At 39.3% G+C, this 15,702-nt stretch carries 18 protein-coding genes; 8 read left to right on the forward strand and 10 right to left on the reverse strand.

The window, feature by feature from the left end:
• Positions 1-55: 55 nt before the first annotated feature.
• Positions 56-1,168, forward strand: coding sequence for an NAD(P)-dependent alcohol dehydrogenase (locus tag KFQ09_RS03590; RefSeq protein ID WP_079919364.1), 1,113 nt, complete (start codon positions 56-58; stop codon positions 1,166-1,168).
• A 78-nt stretch (positions 1,169-1,246) separates the two neighbouring features.
• Here KFQ09_RS03590 and alr read toward each other — a convergent pair whose 3' ends face one another.
• The 3 genes from alr to KFQ09_RS03605 form a co-directional block, all read right to left on the reverse strand.
• Positions 1,247-2,428, reverse strand: a complete 1,182-nt coding sequence (gene alr / locus KFQ09_RS03595; RefSeq protein ID WP_255836027.1) for an alanine racemase — start codon at positions 2,426-2,428, stop codon at positions 1,247-1,249.
• A gap of 183 nt (positions 2,429-2,611) precedes the next feature.
• Complete coding sequence (locus KFQ09_RS03600) at positions 2,612-3,031, reverse strand: hypothetical protein (RefSeq protein ID WP_255836028.1); 420 nt, start codon at positions 3,029-3,031, stop codon at positions 2,612-2,614.
• 11 nt (positions 3,032-3,042) lie between these two features.
• Positions 3,043-3,216, reverse strand: coding sequence for a hypothetical protein (locus KFQ09_RS03605; RefSeq protein ID WP_255836029.1), 174 nt, complete (start codon positions 3,214-3,216; stop codon positions 3,043-3,045).
• Between the two features lie 164 nt (positions 3,217-3,380).
• Here KFQ09_RS03605 and KFQ09_RS03610 point away from each other — a divergent pair, with 164 nt between their 5' ends.
• The gene (locus KFQ09_RS03610) at positions 3,381-3,728 is read left to right on the forward strand and encodes a YunG family protein (RefSeq protein ID WP_057079656.1); all 348 of its coding nucleotides are present in this window, start codon (positions 3,381-3,383) and stop codon (positions 3,726-3,728) included.
• Positions 3,729-3,789: 61 nt separating this feature from the next.
• Here the strand turns inward: KFQ09_RS03610 and KFQ09_RS03615 are convergent, their stop codons facing one another.
• The 4 genes from KFQ09_RS03615 to KFQ09_RS03630 form a co-directional block, all read right to left on the reverse strand.
• Positions 3,790-4,248 carry a GyrI-like domain-containing protein gene (locus KFQ09_RS03615; RefSeq protein WP_039168785.1) on the reverse strand — a complete coding sequence of 153 codons (459 nt, stop codon included), beginning with the start codon at positions 4,246-4,248 and terminating at the stop codon, positions 3,790-3,792.
• 631 nt (positions 4,249-4,879) lie between these two features.
• Positions 4,880-6,013, reverse strand: coding sequence for a response regulator aspartate phosphatase (locus tag KFQ09_RS03620; RefSeq protein WP_210552394.1), 1,134 nt, complete (start codon positions 6,011-6,013; stop codon positions 4,880-4,882).
• 128 nt (positions 6,014-6,141) lie between these two features.
• Positions 6,142-6,561 (reverse strand): GNAT family N-acetyltransferase, encoded by a 420-nt coding sequence (locus KFQ09_RS03625; protein ID WP_007498913.1) that lies wholly within the window; start codon positions 6,559-6,561, stop codon positions 6,142-6,144.
• A 20-nt stretch (positions 6,562-6,581) separates the two neighbouring features.
• Positions 6,582-7,151 carry a TetR/AcrR family transcriptional regulator gene (locus tag KFQ09_RS03630; protein WP_007498915.1) on the reverse strand — a complete coding sequence of 190 codons (570 nt, stop codon included), beginning with the start codon at positions 7,149-7,151 and terminating at the stop codon, positions 6,582-6,584.
• Positions 7,152-7,335: 184 nt separating this feature from the next.
• On the opposite strand from KFQ09_RS03630, the gene lpdA reads away from it, so the two are divergent.
• The gene (gene lpdA, locus KFQ09_RS03635; protein ID WP_135226787.1) at positions 7,336-8,730 is read left to right on the forward strand and encodes a dihydrolipoyl dehydrogenase; all 1,395 of its coding nucleotides are present in this window, start codon (positions 7,336-7,338) and stop codon (positions 8,728-8,730) included.
• Positions 8,731-8,844: 114 nt separating this feature from the next.
• Here the strand turns inward: lpdA and KFQ09_RS03640 are convergent, their stop codons facing one another.
• The gene (locus tag KFQ09_RS03640; RefSeq protein ID WP_255836234.1) at positions 8,845-10,002 is read right to left on the reverse strand and encodes an MFS transporter; all 1,158 of its coding nucleotides are present in this window, start codon (positions 10,000-10,002) and stop codon (positions 8,845-8,847) included.
• Between the two features lie 112 nt (positions 10,003-10,114).
• Between KFQ09_RS03640 and KFQ09_RS03645 the strand changes: the two genes are divergently transcribed.
• Positions 10,115-11,020: a LysR family transcriptional regulator gene (locus tag KFQ09_RS03645; RefSeq protein WP_076821847.1), complete on the forward strand. Its 906-nt coding sequence runs from the start codon at positions 10,115-10,117 to the stop codon at positions 11,018-11,020.
• Positions 11,021-11,036: 16 nt separating this feature from the next.
• Positions 11,037-11,600 (forward strand): GNAT family N-acetyltransferase, encoded by a 564-nt coding sequence (locus tag KFQ09_RS03650; protein ID WP_081114923.1) that lies wholly within the window; start codon positions 11,037-11,039, stop codon positions 11,598-11,600.
• 4 nt (positions 11,601-11,604) lie between these two features.
• On the opposite strand, the gene KFQ09_RS03655 is transcribed toward KFQ09_RS03650, so the two are convergent.
• Complete coding sequence (locus tag KFQ09_RS03655) at positions 11,605-12,129, reverse strand: DinB family protein (RefSeq protein ID WP_050827176.1); 525 nt, start codon at positions 12,127-12,129, stop codon at positions 11,605-11,607.
• Between the two features lie 192 nt (positions 12,130-12,321).
• On the opposite strand from KFQ09_RS03655, the gene KFQ09_RS03660 reads away from it, so the two are divergent.
• The gene (locus tag KFQ09_RS03660; RefSeq protein ID WP_035392360.1) at positions 12,322-13,020 is read left to right on the forward strand and encodes a cysteate racemase; all 699 of its coding nucleotides are present in this window, start codon (positions 12,322-12,324) and stop codon (positions 13,018-13,020) included.
• A gap of 23 nt (positions 13,021-13,043) precedes the next feature.
• Complete coding sequence (locus KFQ09_RS03665; protein WP_046343315.1) at positions 13,044-13,919, forward strand: LysR family transcriptional regulator; 876 nt, start codon at positions 13,044-13,046, stop codon at positions 13,917-13,919.
• 44 nt (positions 13,920-13,963) lie between these two features.
• Here KFQ09_RS03665 and KFQ09_RS03670 read toward each other — a convergent pair whose 3' ends face one another.
• Positions 13,964-14,860, reverse strand: a complete 897-nt coding sequence (locus KFQ09_RS03670) for a macrolide 2'-phosphotransferase (RefSeq protein WP_255836032.1) — start codon at positions 14,858-14,860, stop codon at positions 13,964-13,966.
• A 592-nt stretch (positions 14,861-15,452) separates the two neighbouring features.
• Here KFQ09_RS03670 and KFQ09_RS03675 point away from each other — a divergent pair.
• Complete coding sequence (locus KFQ09_RS03675) at positions 15,453-15,701, forward strand: DUF2651 family protein (protein ID WP_035392368.1); 249 nt, start codon at positions 15,453-15,455, stop codon at positions 15,699-15,701.
• Position 15,702 lies beyond the last annotated feature (1 nt).

Below are 15,702 nucleotides of genomic sequence, written 5' to 3' on the forward strand. Positions count from 1 at the left end.
TTGATCTAACCTTTCTTCAGAATATCATACTATACAAAAAGTGAGGGCACATGATATGGAAATTCAAGCGATGGTCACAACAAATGAAAAAGTTTTCGAGAAACAAACACTATTACTAGATGATCCAAAAGCAGATGAAGTGCTTGTCAAAATCGTTGCATCTGGCGTTTGTCATACGGATGCCACTGTATTAGATGGCACGCTCCCTGTTCCACGTCCTGCTTTATTAGGACATGAAGGCTCTGGCATTGTCGTGAAAGCAGGTTCTAATGTCACAACCGTTCAAGAAGGAGACCACGTTGTACTTGGTTTCGCTTATTGCGGTCATTGCCATAATTGTCTTGACGGGAACGCTGGTGGATGTGAAAACATGATTCCACTGAATTTTTCTGGTCGTAATAAACATAATGAAACGCCTATCCATACACATGATCATCAAGATGTATCACAATTTTTTGGTCAATCGTCATTTGGTACATATGCAACGGTTGATGAGAAAAATGTGGTGAAAGTAGACAAAGAAACTGATTTACGCTATTTAGGACCATTCGGTTGCGGCTTAATGACTGGGAGCGGTACTGTCCTTAATTCACTTGCTCCAGCTCCAGGTACAAGCTTTGTTGTGTTCGGTACAGGCGCTGTTGGTTTAAGTGGGTTAATGGCAGCAAAAATTGCAGGCTGTGATCCGATTATTGCCGTTGATATCCATGATAGCCGCCTTGAGCTAGCAAAAGAATTAGGTGCAACACATGTCATCAACAGTAAACATGAGAACCCAGCTGAAAAAGTTAAGGAAATCACAGAAGGAAAAGGGGCACATTACTCATTTGAAACAACTGGAGTACCAGAAGTCACGCTAGCTGCCCTTCACTGCCTGCGTGTCAAAGGAACTTGTGCAACAGTAGCAGTAGGAAAACGCGATTTAACGTTTAATGTCACAAATGATCTCATGCTCAATGCGCTCACGTTAAAAGGTGTGATAGAAGGCGATGCCGTTCCTCAACTATTCATTCCTAAACTAGTCAAGTTCTTTAAAAATGGACAATTCCCAGTTGAGAAACTAGCAAAATTCTACGAATTAGAAGAGATTGAACAAGCTTTTGAAGATTCTAAAAATGGATCTACGATTAAACCCATTCTTATTTTAGATAAAGAGTATCGAGCTTAAGCCGAAATAAGACATGAAACTCAAAATCCCCCTTTCCATATAAAGGGGGATTTTTGGACTTTCATGCTGTCCTTACCTTCACACATACATCACCGGCGTCGATATTTTAATAATCTTCCCGCCTCGACGATAAAACCTTGGAACACGGCGGCTTAATGTTGCAATGACTTCATAGTTAATCGTATTGAGCATTTCAGCAATTTCATCAACAGAAATTTCTCCGCCCTTTTGACGGCCATAAATGACGACTTCCTCGCCTTGCTTTGCTTTCATCTCTCCTAAGCTGATCATCGTCATATCCATTGTGACTCGGCCCGCAATTGGCATTCGTTCTCCGCGGAAAAGCATGAACCCTCGATTGGATAAAGCACGTGAGTATCCATCTGCATAGCCAATCGGTATGGTCGCAATGACTTCATCAGGCTTTGCCACATAGGTTGCCCCATAGCTGACGGTTCTTGGTTTTGTCACCATTTTCTTCACGAACGCAATTCTTGCTTTTAAGCTTAGTGCCGGTTCCAATTGAACAGCGTCTAAGCTTTGAATATATTGCGAGGGATACAATCCATAAAGTCCGATACCAAGCCGGATCATATCGGCACTAAATTCAGGAAACGCAATCGAAGCAGCTGTATTGTTCATATGTACGATCGGCAGTTTGATCCCTTCTTCTTTCAAAAACCGAAGAAAATCAATGAAGATGCTGTGCTGAAGCAACGTAAAATCAGGATCAGGTTCATCCGCAGTGGAGAAATGCGTAAATATTCCATCCCACCTCAGGTTTTTACTCTTTTCAAGCGCCCTCACCACCGCTAACAGCTCTTCCTTTGTCCGTACACCTAATCGCCCCATCCCTGTGTCAACATTGACATGAATCCCAAGCCGGCGCTGGCTTTCTTCTTCCGCTAAGATCTCATTTGCTTGAGCAATCCAATCTTCACGAAGGCCAGATAGATCAATTCTCCAGGCTGCGGCCCTTTTCACACAGTCGAGCGGTGTAAATCCAAGAACCAAAATCGGCGCTTCAATTTTTGCTCTTCGCAGCACAATGCCTTCCTCTAAGCTAGCAACTGCGAGCTCCGTCGCACCGCTTTCTAGTGCCTGCCGCGCTACCTCCACTGAACCGTGTCCATAAGCATTCGCCTTCACGACAGCCATGATCTTACTTTTTCTTGGAATATGCGCTTGAATCGCTTCGATATTCCTTTTTATTGCATCAAGATTGACTTCAATCCAGACTTGCCTGCAAAGTTTTTGCATGTATGCTTCCTCCTCATCACATGAGTCATTTCAATATCAATGTTCGTTTTCGTGTCTAGTCTATCTTTATTCATTTTTGAGAAAAACATTCAACTACAATGACTGGACTGGCTTTAACTTGATTGAGATAAAAAAAGAAACCACATCAAAACTGTGATTTCTTTTTTATGAACAGAAATTTACTTAATACGCAGATTTCATCATTGAATCAATTTGATGATAAATCTCCTCCAGATTTTCTCGTTCAATCAAATATTCAGCGGTGCTCTTACGAACTGGCACTTCAAATTGCAGGAAGGTGATCGTGATCGTTGATGCTTCTTGATCATTCATCGTTAATCTTAATTGAAGTGTAGAAATCTCTTCATTATTATCACTCTCAGTAGAATGTTCAATCGGTATACCATCTTCTAACACGTCAACTTGTTTCAACTCTTGCAAGGAAAGCTCAGTGACTTCAAACCTGAATTTCTGAGATGAGCCGCCAGGTTGATATGTAATAAAGCGCATTTTCTTTCGCTCGTCATCAATCGCAAATCCTTTATCAACATTGTACGAAAAGATGTATGTTGAGGACTGAAATCCGTCTTCATGAAAGAGCATCATCATCTTATCTAATAAGATGTTTGGATCATTCTTTTCTTTTTGTCTTGCAGCCTTCCCGCTATGAATAAAATGACCATTCCCCCAATGATGCTAAAAGCCGTTCCCAACCCATTACCTACGAAAACAGTAAAGCCTAAAATAGCAACAATAAAAGCGATTACAATTCCTATGATGAATATCACACCATGCTCCTCCTGACATAACCTTTCATTGTTTTAGCCATAGTATATCATTTGGATCAAGTGCTTCAACGAAAAGATTTTATTGGTTTTTAATTGAAAAAATCTACTATAGACTAAACAGATGCTATATTTATCTCACTCTTTAAATAGAAAGGATCTTTAGGATGAACCTCTACTCGACAGACGAAATCATTGATGCTTTATATAAAGCCTGGTCCTCTCAATCTAGTTCAAAATGGAGTAAAGACAACCCAGCAAACGGACAATGTGGCGTCACTTCTTTAGTTGTCCATGATCTTTTAGGCGGAAAAATAAACAAGACCTTATTACAAAGCGGATGGCACTTTTACAACGTAGTGAATAGAACAAGAATTGACTTTACTTCTTCACAATTCTCTGAAGAAATTTTTTATATGGATGTACCTTCAAATCGGGAAGAAGCATTTCAAGATACGAATAAGGATCAATATCGTTATTTAAAGGAACGAGTCCTAAACTATTTAAACGTGTAGATTTTATATTCATGAAAACAGACCACAAGAGGTCTGTTTTCATGAAAGTTAGATAAAATGTTTAAAAGATAGGCAGTAAGAATTCACACACCTTATCTTCGCCTTCATCTTCTCTATATCTCTCCATAATAGGTGCATGGCGTATGTTCAATTGATTGTGTTGGATCATTTGAGGTAATTGTCTCCAAAACAAATTCACTTTTTCGGCTGTATGTGTCACCGTAAACACAGCATACTTTCCTCCTTCAACATGACCAGTCTGAACAAGTTGATCTTTGGAGAAATCTCTATTTGTCATGAACATGAGGTCATATCTGCAATTTTCAGGTAAAGTTCTTGCAGGATCATCTTGAGGGACACCGTATATGCCATGCTTCTTTAATTCATCATTGAATTGATGTTCGTTGATCCATTTTTTAAATTTCTTCATCATCTCCACATTCTCTTTACTGCCATACGGTCCTATATTTCTCATATACACCATTTTCATATTCGTTAACATTTCAATTTTGTAATTCATGATTACCCTCCAACTCTTATTGGAAGATTGGCCAATCATTCCTTACATCCAACGGTAACACCCTTTAAAATATAATGCATTAGGATATTAAAAATAATTGAATCTCATATTCTCATTCATAAGATGTCCAATTTTTAATCATAAAAAAAGAACGGATTTTAGTCGCTCACTTGTTATTGGTTTTCCTTTGAAGAAATGACTTTAAGAAAACTGACAATCAAATAGATTATTATTCCGAAAAACATACCATTTAACAAACTGATTAACAACATCTTACAAATCAGACCAACATAATAAGACACTGGCGTCCCTGGAAATACAGCCATATTAAACAGGCTAATCATAAAGGTTAAAGCAAAGAATATAATGAAAATCCTTCGAAATAATTTGGATTTTAACATTGTCATTTTACTTCCTCCTCAATATCTTTTCTATGGGAAAAATATTCTTTATTCATAGCATATATACCGTCTTAAAATAAAAAGCCCTTAAGGGGCTTTTTATTTAAGCAGTATAACCGATACTTGCCGTATGACCTCTCCTAGCTTCATCATGACTTGCTGTCACTTCAGATGTAAAATAGCTAACAATACTGATGACACTGATCACTGCGCATACTACTGATAACGTTTTAAATTTCATACTGACAGTCCCCCCGCTTTACTTGAGTTTGGAAATAAAGAATTTTTTCATAGAAATGCATCGCATTGTCTTTATCTCCCATCTCATTATAATATTTTGCAGCATCTTTTGCTAAGTCTTCAAGGTCAGGATACATGGACTTCATCTCTAACCATTCTGAAATTTTTTCTAGTTGTTCAAAATTGTTGTCAACGTATAGTGATTTTAAAAACGTAAAGATATGTAACAACACATGATCTTTCAGCTTTTCAGATAGTTCTATACCGTTATGTAATGCATACGTACCTAGATCCTGTGCGTTCTTTTTAAAATAGGATTTTGATAACATAACGAGAGGGTCTAAAATTCGATTTAAATGCTCGTACCCCTGCTCTTTAAATGCTCGAATCGAGTCATTAAAGTGAACAATTGCTTGTGCTAGGTCACCATGATGGAAATAACTCAACCCTAAATTATAGAGCGCTGACCCTTTTAGTCTTTTTGTTGAGTGATCTGCAGCTTGTTCAAGCGCACGTTCAAAATGTGGAATGGCTTTTTCGGGGCAGCCCATATCAATATAGTTTAATCCAATGACAAAAGAACACTGGATTTCTCTGACTGTGTATGTATCTTTTTCTCGGTAACATTCTATCGCCTGTGCGATATGGTGCATGGACATGTGGGTTTGTTTCATGTGGTAATAGATTTCCGCCATCTTGTAATTGAACTCGGCACGTTCAATATCGTCGCTGACAAGAGACAGCTTTTTTTCTGCTCGCTTATAGAAGGTAATCGCATTGAGGTATTCGTAGTTTTCAAATTCATACATCCCATAGAAAAAATTAAAGTAATACTCAAGCAATCCTGTTAATTTCTCTTGATCTTTTTTTATCTTCACTGCAAGTTCCCTGAAGTTCGCTCGTTCTTTCCCATTTTCTAAAGGATTCAAGTAATCTAGCATTAATTTATGTCTGAACTCCATGAGTGAGAAATACAATAATAAATCTTGATTCTCTTCCATATGATCAATCATTGATTTGATTTCTTCTTTATATGCTTCGGCGTCCGGTACATTAAATCGTTGAATATGATAATACCATTCATTGATTTTCAAACCGACGTGAGAAGAAAGCACTTTCTCCATCAGCTCTTACCCCTTCCTCTATTTTCCCTACAATGACATATATTATCATTTTATGAATCATTCGACACCGAAAATAAACCGCAAAAAAGCCCTATAAAGGGCCGTGTGAATGATAGATAACATGACTTCTATTCATAAATAAGCACCCAGTATTTCGCCCCAGGTTCCCCTTCCTCTACAACAGCCTTCCATCCTCTTTTTTGATAAAAAGACAAAGCTTTGTGATTTTCGGATACACATTTGAGGGTGACTGGTGTTCCGAGCACTTTGATCGCATGTTTCAGCAACAGATCGCCAGCCCCTTGACCAGCAGCTTCTGGATGTACAAACAAGAGATGAATAAAACGATCTGGTACATATAATGAGATGAATCCAAGGATTTTATTGCTCTCCTCAGCTAAGAAAATTTGCTCTTCCTGCGTATCTTGATCAAAATCTTGCAGTTTGATTTCTTCTGTATTGAGCCAGTGAAAGCTCTGACGTCGGGATTCTAAATAGATTTGTCTTAATTGTGGATAATCTTCTATGCTTGCTTCTCTAATCAACATCGCAACATCCCCTATGTTTTTTAATTTGAATTTAAAATGTGTTTTGCCTGTGTTCTACCTGCCATTAACAATTGATCACTGAACTGCGAATCATTGACAGCTCGTGCAAGAGCAATTGTACCAATCATGCTGCTTACTAGTGCGTAACTGGTAGAGAGATCTATGTTTCCCGTATCAGCTATAAACGCCATAAACCGTTTCAATTCATCTGTATAGGCTTTACGTACCTCTTGCGATAATTGAGCAATCTCCCCTGCCAGTGCAGGCAATATACAGCCGATCTCCGTCTGATCACGGTGAACGGAACTTAAATAAAAGTCAATGATCGTCTGAATTCGAGGCTGGTCTGTTTTCTTGTCTGCAACACTTTGCAGCAGCTTGATCGTATCAGTAATAGCAAAATGAAAAGTCTCTATCACCAACTGATCCTTGTTCTTAAAGTGAGCGTAAAACCCTCCATGAGTTAGACCTGCCCCTTTCATAATGTATGGCAAACTGATACTACGGACGCCATTTGTTCGAAATGCTCGTGCAGCACTAGCGATGATCTGCTCTCTCACTTTTGACTTATGACCTTTCGGATAAGGCATCCTCTTTTCTCCTCCTTCCTTTTAACTCATCTAAGTGTATTTATTAAAATATTATATTCATCATATTATCATGTGTCAATTGACTGAAATCCATCTTTCCTCACTCAAATGGGATTGACTTCGCCAAAATATGATGACTATAATATATTATGATCATCATATTTTGAAATTGGAGGTGCAAGAAATGATTCATTTAGAAACAGTAGATACATTAGTGATTGGATCAGGTCCGGGAGGCTACGTGGCGGCGTTACGTTCAGCTCATCTCGGCATGAAGACTGCGATTGTAGAACGTGATCAGTTAGGTGGCGTATGCACCCATGTAGGCTGTATCCCTTCTAAAGCGCTAATAGCAGAAGCAGAGCGGTTCAAACTCCGCACACAATGGGGTGGTTTTCAAGAAAGCGGTTCTTTCAATGAAGCTCAAGCGTTCAAAAAAGCTGTTGTGGAAAAACAAGCTGGAGGCGTCCAATTTTTGTTAAAGTCAGCTGGAGTTACCATTTTGGAAGGCGATGCAAGCTTGTTCGATCAGCATACAGCGGTGATTCAACATGCCGAAAAAGGTGAAAAACGAATCAACTTCAAACACCTTATATTAGCAACCGGCTCTCGTCCAATTGAAATTAAATCACTCCCTTTCGGAGGTCGTATATTGTCTTCCACTGAAGCACTATCCCTTCCCGAAATCCCTAAAAGCCTTGTCGTAGTTGGGGGTGGATATATTGGTGTTGAACTCGGACAGATGTTTGCAAGGTTTGGATCAAAAGTCACCATTCTAGAAGGCGGCAATCAAGTATTGCCTGGTTTTGAAAGTGAACTTGTCTCACCTGTTGTTCGACAATTGAAAGAAGATAACATCACCGTGATTACAGGAGCAAACGTCATAGGTGCCGAGCAGCATATGAGCGGAATTGATCTTCATTATGAGAAACAGAAAGAAAGTTACACGGTGCAAGCGGAATATGCACTGATTACTGTCGGAAGAAAACCGAATACAGATGGAACATTAGGTCTCCATTCTATCGGTTTGTCCATTACCCCTAACGGACTAGTTAAAATTGATGAACAATGCAGAACTTCCATTCCGCACATTTATGCAATTGGTGATATCACCGAGGGTCCTGCTCTGGCTCATAAAGCTTCCTATGAAGCGAAGGTGGCAGCAGAGGCAATCGCCGGGAAACCTTCGATGATCGATTATAAAGCGATCCCACTTGTTGTTTTTTCCAGCCCAGAATTGGCGAGTGTTGGACTAAGCGAAACGGATTGCAAGCAACAATCCATTCCGACTGTCATTGGGAAAACAATGTTCTCCATTAATGGCCGAGCGCTTGCATTAAAAGAACCAGAAGGATTTGTGAAGATTGTGGCCCATGCTGAATCTGGCCTTATTTTAGGAGCACAAATCGTAGGTGCAGAGGCATCTACTCTTATATCAGAACTTTCTCTCTCTATTGAAATTGGTGCTACAGTAGAAGATTTAGCCATGACGATTCATCCTCACCCAACATTAGGTGAAATGATCATGGAGGCTGCAGAAATGGCCACTCGTAAAGTTGAAAAAAATCTGGCACGATAATTCATTCAGGTGCATCTTTTAAAAATTGAGTAAAATAATCGCCATAGCCTACTTAGGAATAGGCTATGGCGATTTCAATTGAGTCATGATATAAAAGCAGCGGTATATTGATCTTTAATTGGATACCTCATCACGTTTTTTCCCTAACTTCATCGATAACTGCACGCCAATCATCAGCATCACGATGGCGAGCATTGCGACAATAGCAGCTTGAAAATGTCCGCTGATATCGAAAATCAAACCGATTAAAAATGGACCAAATCCTCCCATGATGTACCCGCCCATCTGTGACATCGCTGACCATGTACCGGCTTCTTCTGGCGTACGCGTTTCAATAATAGGCAACATAAGCGCCAAAGGAAATAATCCACCTGCTCCAATCCCTAGAAAAATAACAGCTGGCAGGATCGGCATTGGCAATAGAAGGAATATGAGGCCAATCAGCTCTGACAAACTGCATAAGATCAGAAATAATTTCGGCTTTCCTAGACGATTGACGATGTTTGGAACGAGTAATGCCACCGGAATCTGAATGAGCGTAAATATCGTAAGCAGCATGGCGGCATACTGCGGACTATTCCCAAAATCAAGCGCAATGGGTGAAATCCACGCTGTTAACGAATAGAACATGCTAGACATAAAGCCAAAGAACAAGGTGAATTGAATGGCTTTTTTGTTTCGCAGCGGTAATCTCAGCGGCACGTCTGCAAGATCCGCTTGTTGGTTTTGACGAGCTAGACCGAGCCATAAAATCAGTGCAATAACGCCTAAAACCGCCCAGCAAGATAACGCAAGTGGAAGGTTATGCTCACTGCGAAGGTAAATCGGAATGGTCAAGCCCGAAGCAAGTGCAGCTCCAACTGTCATCGATATAGAGTACACACTGACAATCCCAGGACTTTTCGGGAAATACTTTTTAATAAAACTAGACAACAATGGTCCGGCAAAACTAATTCCAACTCCTCCTGCAAAAGCAGTCATGAGAAGGATGGTAACTGTTTGACTTGTACCACGCAGTCCAGTCGCAATTGTGATAAGAAAAATCGAGAAAAAAAGGGTTCTCTCTAATCCAAACCGGCGGCTTAGTTTCGTTGCTACAGGGGCAAACACTCCCATGCACAAGACCGGCAAAGTGGTTAAAAGACTTGCCGTGAGTGCACTAACGCCAAGGTCTGATTGAATCATGCTCATCATAGAAGCTACGGATGTAATGATTGGGCGCAAGTTTAAGGCAGCTAAAAATAAAGCAGCTAAATAAAATATTTTTTTTATCAATACTCTTCTTCCTCTCTCATCTTGTTGAGGTTACTATGAGTATAAATCCGCTTCATTCATTGATCAATACAATAATTCGTATTATGATGATAGGAAAATACTATCATTAATGAAAGGATGGCATATGGATACTCGTCACATTACCTATTTTATGGCTGTATTCGATCATTTACATTTCACAAAGGCTGCAGAGCAACTAGGTATATCACAGCCTACATTAAGCCAACAGATTCGACTGCTTGAAGCAGAAGTTGGGATGCCGCTCTTTGATCGAATCGGCAAAAAAGTCGTTGCTACCGAAGCTGGTACGCTTCTTTATCAATATGGCATAAAAATGCTTCAGGCTGAACGAGATGCCAAAAATGCTATGAAAGAACTGTTATCTGAACAGCGGGGTACCGTTCGGCTTGCCGTCCTTCCCTCTGATCTTGACTTTCAGCTTGTTCCGCTTTTTGTAGAATTTAAAACGCTGTATCCAGAGATCAACCTAAAGGCTTTTTCGACCATCTTTGTTCGTGACGAGGTGCTCTCACATAAAGTCGATATCGGAATTGGGCTGCGCGGGCCTGCGGATAAACGACTGATTCAAATTCCACTTGGCGATGAGCCCTACGAATTGTTTGTTCATTCAGACAGTGAACTGGCAAAAAGGCGTGAAGTGACGCTAAAAGAGCTGACAAAGCATGCACTGGTCATGTATCCAAAAGGCTATCTAGGAAGAGATTTGGTCGATGACGTATGTAAAGAACACGGTTTTGAATTGGACACGGTCATGGATGTTGGGTCTGCCACTTCATTATTGCAGCTGGTTGAAGCCGGGATCGGCGCCACCATCCAGCCAAGAGGGCTGTTAAAGCAACATTCAGCATGGCCTAATATTGTCTCTATTCCTATTTCTGCCCCTGCTCCTGTTCGGCATCTTGAATTAACGTATTATGCCGATCGATTTGTGACCAAAGCGCAAAAACAGCTATCTGAATGGCTAATAGACTTTTTCAAATCAAGAACAAACTAAAAAGTGAGGGTAACACATGAAGAATGCAAACAGCATATTTACAAGAACAAACCGGGTCGTGATTCGTCAGTTTGATCAGCAGGATATTGAAGCATTTTATCAATACCGATCAAATCCCTCTATTGCCACATTTCAATCCTGGGAAAACTACACGTACGAAGACGCTGAATCATTTGTACAACACCAAATGACGCAACAACCTAATCAACCAGGGACGTGGTTTCAATACGCGATTGCCTTATCTGAATCCAATCAGTTGATAGGAGATTGCGCCATTCATACACTCGGCAGCGAGCCTAGAATCATTGAAATAGGATTTACACTTGCGCCTGAATTTCAAGGAAAGGGCTATATTCATGAAGCCTTGAATTCAATGATCGAATATATTTTCACTACACTGAACAAGCATAAAATCATTGCCTTTACAGATGTACGAAACGAAAAATCTATTCGAGTACTGGAACGTTTAGACATGAGACGCGAAGGACATTTGCTACAAAATTATATGTCAAAAGGACATTGGGTCGATGAGTATCAATATGCCATTCTTCAATCCGAGTGGGCCGCGAAGCGTCATTAATCATTTATTTCCTATTCAAAATCCCTAAATAAGCGCTCCATGGACCCACATCGGTTCGATATCGTTCCGCCATGACTCGAACAATTTGGGAGATATGGGTGAAATCATGGACAACCCACGCAGAAAGTAATTCGCTCACTTGCACGACGCCGAATTCTGGATGGACGCCCTTTTTCTCTAGATCAAGATTTGAATGTGTCATACGCTGAATGTATGCCACATTCTCCATCCGCACATGATGAAACTCCGCTAGTGCCTGTTCTATCTGTCTTTCAGTTTGATTCAAATGGGCGTAGCGGTCAAATGCAGGAAATGGGGTATTCTCTCCATCAGCAAGAATGACATTTAATCGGGGAATCCAGTTGAATTTCTCTGCTTCAATCAAATGTTCAATGACTTCAACGGGATTCCACGTTCCCTCCCCTTCACGACTGTAAAGCCAATCCTTCGATAAACCTGACAAAAGACTTTCTAATGTACGAGGAGTTCGACTCAACATATCTAAAGCTTCATCCAAATTGAAATTCATATGGTAGCTCCTTTATCAATTTTTCTTTATTCTAATGTTTTTTGATTAGATTGCAACTCATACCGCAAAACAGATAAAGAAGAAAATAAAAGGTGCTTTTAATCAACCTTCTATATACAAATAGAACTTTTCTATAACACTCACCATCCTTTCTTTTTTTATAATAGAAAAAAATGAAATGTGGTGATATGCATGTCTACAACAATTGGTATTATGGGTGGTATGGGCCCTTTAGCGACGATTGATCTGATGAAAAAAATCATTTCTCATACACCAGCGATAAAAGATCAGGATCATCTCCATGTGATTGCTGATAATGATCCGCAAATCCCTGATAGAACCAATGCCATATTTGGGAAAGGCGAAGATCCTACAGAATATATGATTGCATCAGCTAAAAGATTAGAGCGCGCAGGAGCGGACTTTATTCTGATTGCATGCAATACCGCTCACTTCTTTTTAGAAAACGTACAACAATCCACTCATATCCCTATCATGAATATGCCATTAGAAACCGCAAAGCACCTGAACAAACATCACTATACGTCTGTGGGCTTACTATGTACTGATGGCACATTAAAAACCCAGCTCTATCAAAAAGCTTGTGCCCATCACAAGATTGATGTCATGACTCCTAGTGAAAATCTTCAGAAAAGTGTGATGAATGGGATTTATGCCGTGAAAGCAGGGAAATTGAGTAAAGGCGAAAGTGAACTGGCGTTAGCTGCAGAAATTTTAATCAATCAAGGAGCAGAAGCCATCATTGCCGGCTGTACAGAAATTCCTTTAGTTCTAAGGTCAACCAAAGCTGTGAAAGTGATTGACCCTACTGTCATTTTGGCGAAAGAAGCTGTAAAATTAGTGTATGAGCTTGAAAAACTAAACATTTAAAGAACGTCATATAAGGGGATAACATGAATATTGAGAATATAGAAGCGTTTATTTATGTATGCCAGCTAGGCAGTATCAATAAAGCTGCAGAAGCATTGTATTTAACCCAGCCTTCTGTATCGGCACGTATTCAATCGTTAGAAAAAGAATTAGACCTGAAATTATTTGATAGACAGAGAAATAAACTATCTCTGACGGAAAAAGGTGAACAGTTTTACCCGCATGCCAAAAAGATTCTCCATTCTTATCAAGAAGCAAAGCATAGTCTCAAACAAACGATGCTCCCTTATGAATTGACGATTGGATGCGCATCCTCTATTTCCAATAATCTATTGCCTAACATATTGCCCGCCCTAAAAGAAAAATACGAAAATCTGAAAGTGAAAATTGTAACAGGACATTCAAAGGATGTTGTCCAAAAAGTGATTAACAACCAAGTAGACTTTGGCATTGTCAGGACTGAAACACATCCTCAAATTGAATCAATCCCGATTTTCAGCGATCCAATCGGGCTGTTCGTCCCAACTCATCACCCGCTTGCCAGCCTAGGCAACATCAATATGAATGAACTAGAAGAACAACCTTTTATTTTCTTTGACTATGGGTCATTTGATTGGTTGATGCTCCACCGATTATTTCAAAAAAACAACATCACACCGAACATTTCCATTGAGGTTGATCATATGGAAACTGCAAAAAATTTAGTGCTACAAGGAATGGGACTATCGTTTCTTCCTCATCATTGTGTTAGAAATGAAGTAGAACAAGGAACACTAAAACAAATTTCAATTGAGCCATCTATCAATTTCAACATCAATATTGAGTTCATTTATAAAAAAGGAAAATCCAAATCCGTTTTCATTGATCAACTCAAACAGTTTTTTCATGAATTAGATTAAAAAAAGCCCTTTTTAGGGGCTTTTTTTGGATTTGTTCTGATTGATTAGCTTTCGTTTGCCAACATGTATGCTGCCGTTTCATACATATCTTTCAATCCTGATCTCTGTGCGTACTCGGCCACAGTGATCGCACTTGTCGTCAGAAGTTCTATTATATGTTCATCCATTCCTGACCAAGTTCTCCCGCCTGCTTTTTCATACGCATGGATAAGTTTCGTTAATCCTTCTTTCCCAAAGAGAAGTTGATGTGACAAAAAGTCTGCAGATACATCACCAATCCCCAGTTCAGACCAATCAATCACCCCCTTAACACATTGATTTTCATCAATCAGAATGTGGCCAGGATGTAAATCTCCATGCTTCACCCCCACGAAAGGCGGCCATAAAGAATCTTTTGCTAGCCATTCTTGCCAGCGCTCCCATAAACCGCTGTTAATGGTGTATTGCGATTTGACACGTTCCATTCGCTGTTTCATTGATTCTCTTAATTCATGAGCACTGAGCATCTCCACACCGATCGTTTTAAAAGGCTGTTGATCTAAGGAATGTACATTCGCTAAAACGTTTCCTAATGATTCATAATAAGCTTGCGGTACATTCGTTGGGTCAAAACTCCACACATAAGATTGCTGTTCCACATCAATACTAGCCGCCGGTACCCCCTCTAATTGTTTATAAGCAATCAGACTTTCTGTAAAGATAGACCAATTAGGGACCTGAAAGTGAACCTGCTTACTCATATAATCTAATGTCTTTTTTTCTTGTAAAGTATGTTTCATTGATTCAGGTCTGCGAGGCATTCTTAATATCCATTGATCACCATGTATATCTTCGACGTGTGCGACACGGAAATCCACACCTGATTCATTTATTTTGATGGTATTCTCTAAAATCTCTAATCCGTGATGTTTGACTAACTGCTTTAATTCCAGTCTATTCATATCCAATCCTCCAATTGTTCATTTAGTCATGATCAATAGGCATCAAGAATATCATCACAAAACCCACAAACAGGCTACTTTATGTGGTCAGAGTAAACAAAGCTAGACATATGCCTTTCTTTGCATCATAAAAAACATACAAAAAAAGACAGACCGATTAGCTGCCTCTTTTCTAGTGAAATTGCATACTTTCCCGCTGAAGATCATTAAAAATGTGCAGACTACCCCGTTTACTCCGTTTGATGAAAACAGAGCCTTTGAACATATGAAATTACTGATTCAAAGTTTTCTGGCGTAATCTTCCTGCATGCATCATTTTTAACCATCCTCCTCTATATCATATAAATTTACTATACTTTATTTAAATATGACTTTCAATAAGATGACAAAAAGAAGGATTTAAAATCATCAAAAACCCTTTAAATTACATAAAATGAAATAATTTCATTTTATGTGTTATGATATGGTTATTGATTCTTCTGTCTAATATAATTTACTAAACTCAAAAACCCGATGTACTATGAATTTTGAGTGTATGAGAGACAATGAGAACAAATCAAATGTAGCTAAGTCATTTAAAAGGAGAATGGATATGACTCATTTAGAATTCGCATTCGGCTTGCTTCCAGTCAGTATGATCATCGCTTCTTTTATCGTCACATTGTTTGTACAAAAGGTTTATTTCATGCCAATTGTGAGCTTTATCATTTTGCTCATTCTGACATTTACACTTTTCAATGTCTCTTTCTTTGGCTGGGCTGTTGTTTACACTTTAGGCTCATTCATTGCTTCATATATAGCATTATTCATTATGAAAATTTTAAATAAAAAGAGATCATAAA

Origin of the sequence: Bacillus sp. FS02 (genome assembly GCF_024398395.1) — a bacterium.
GTDB classification, from domain to species: Bacteria; Bacillota; Bacilli; order Bacillales; family Bacillaceae; genus Bacillus; species Bacillus altitudinis.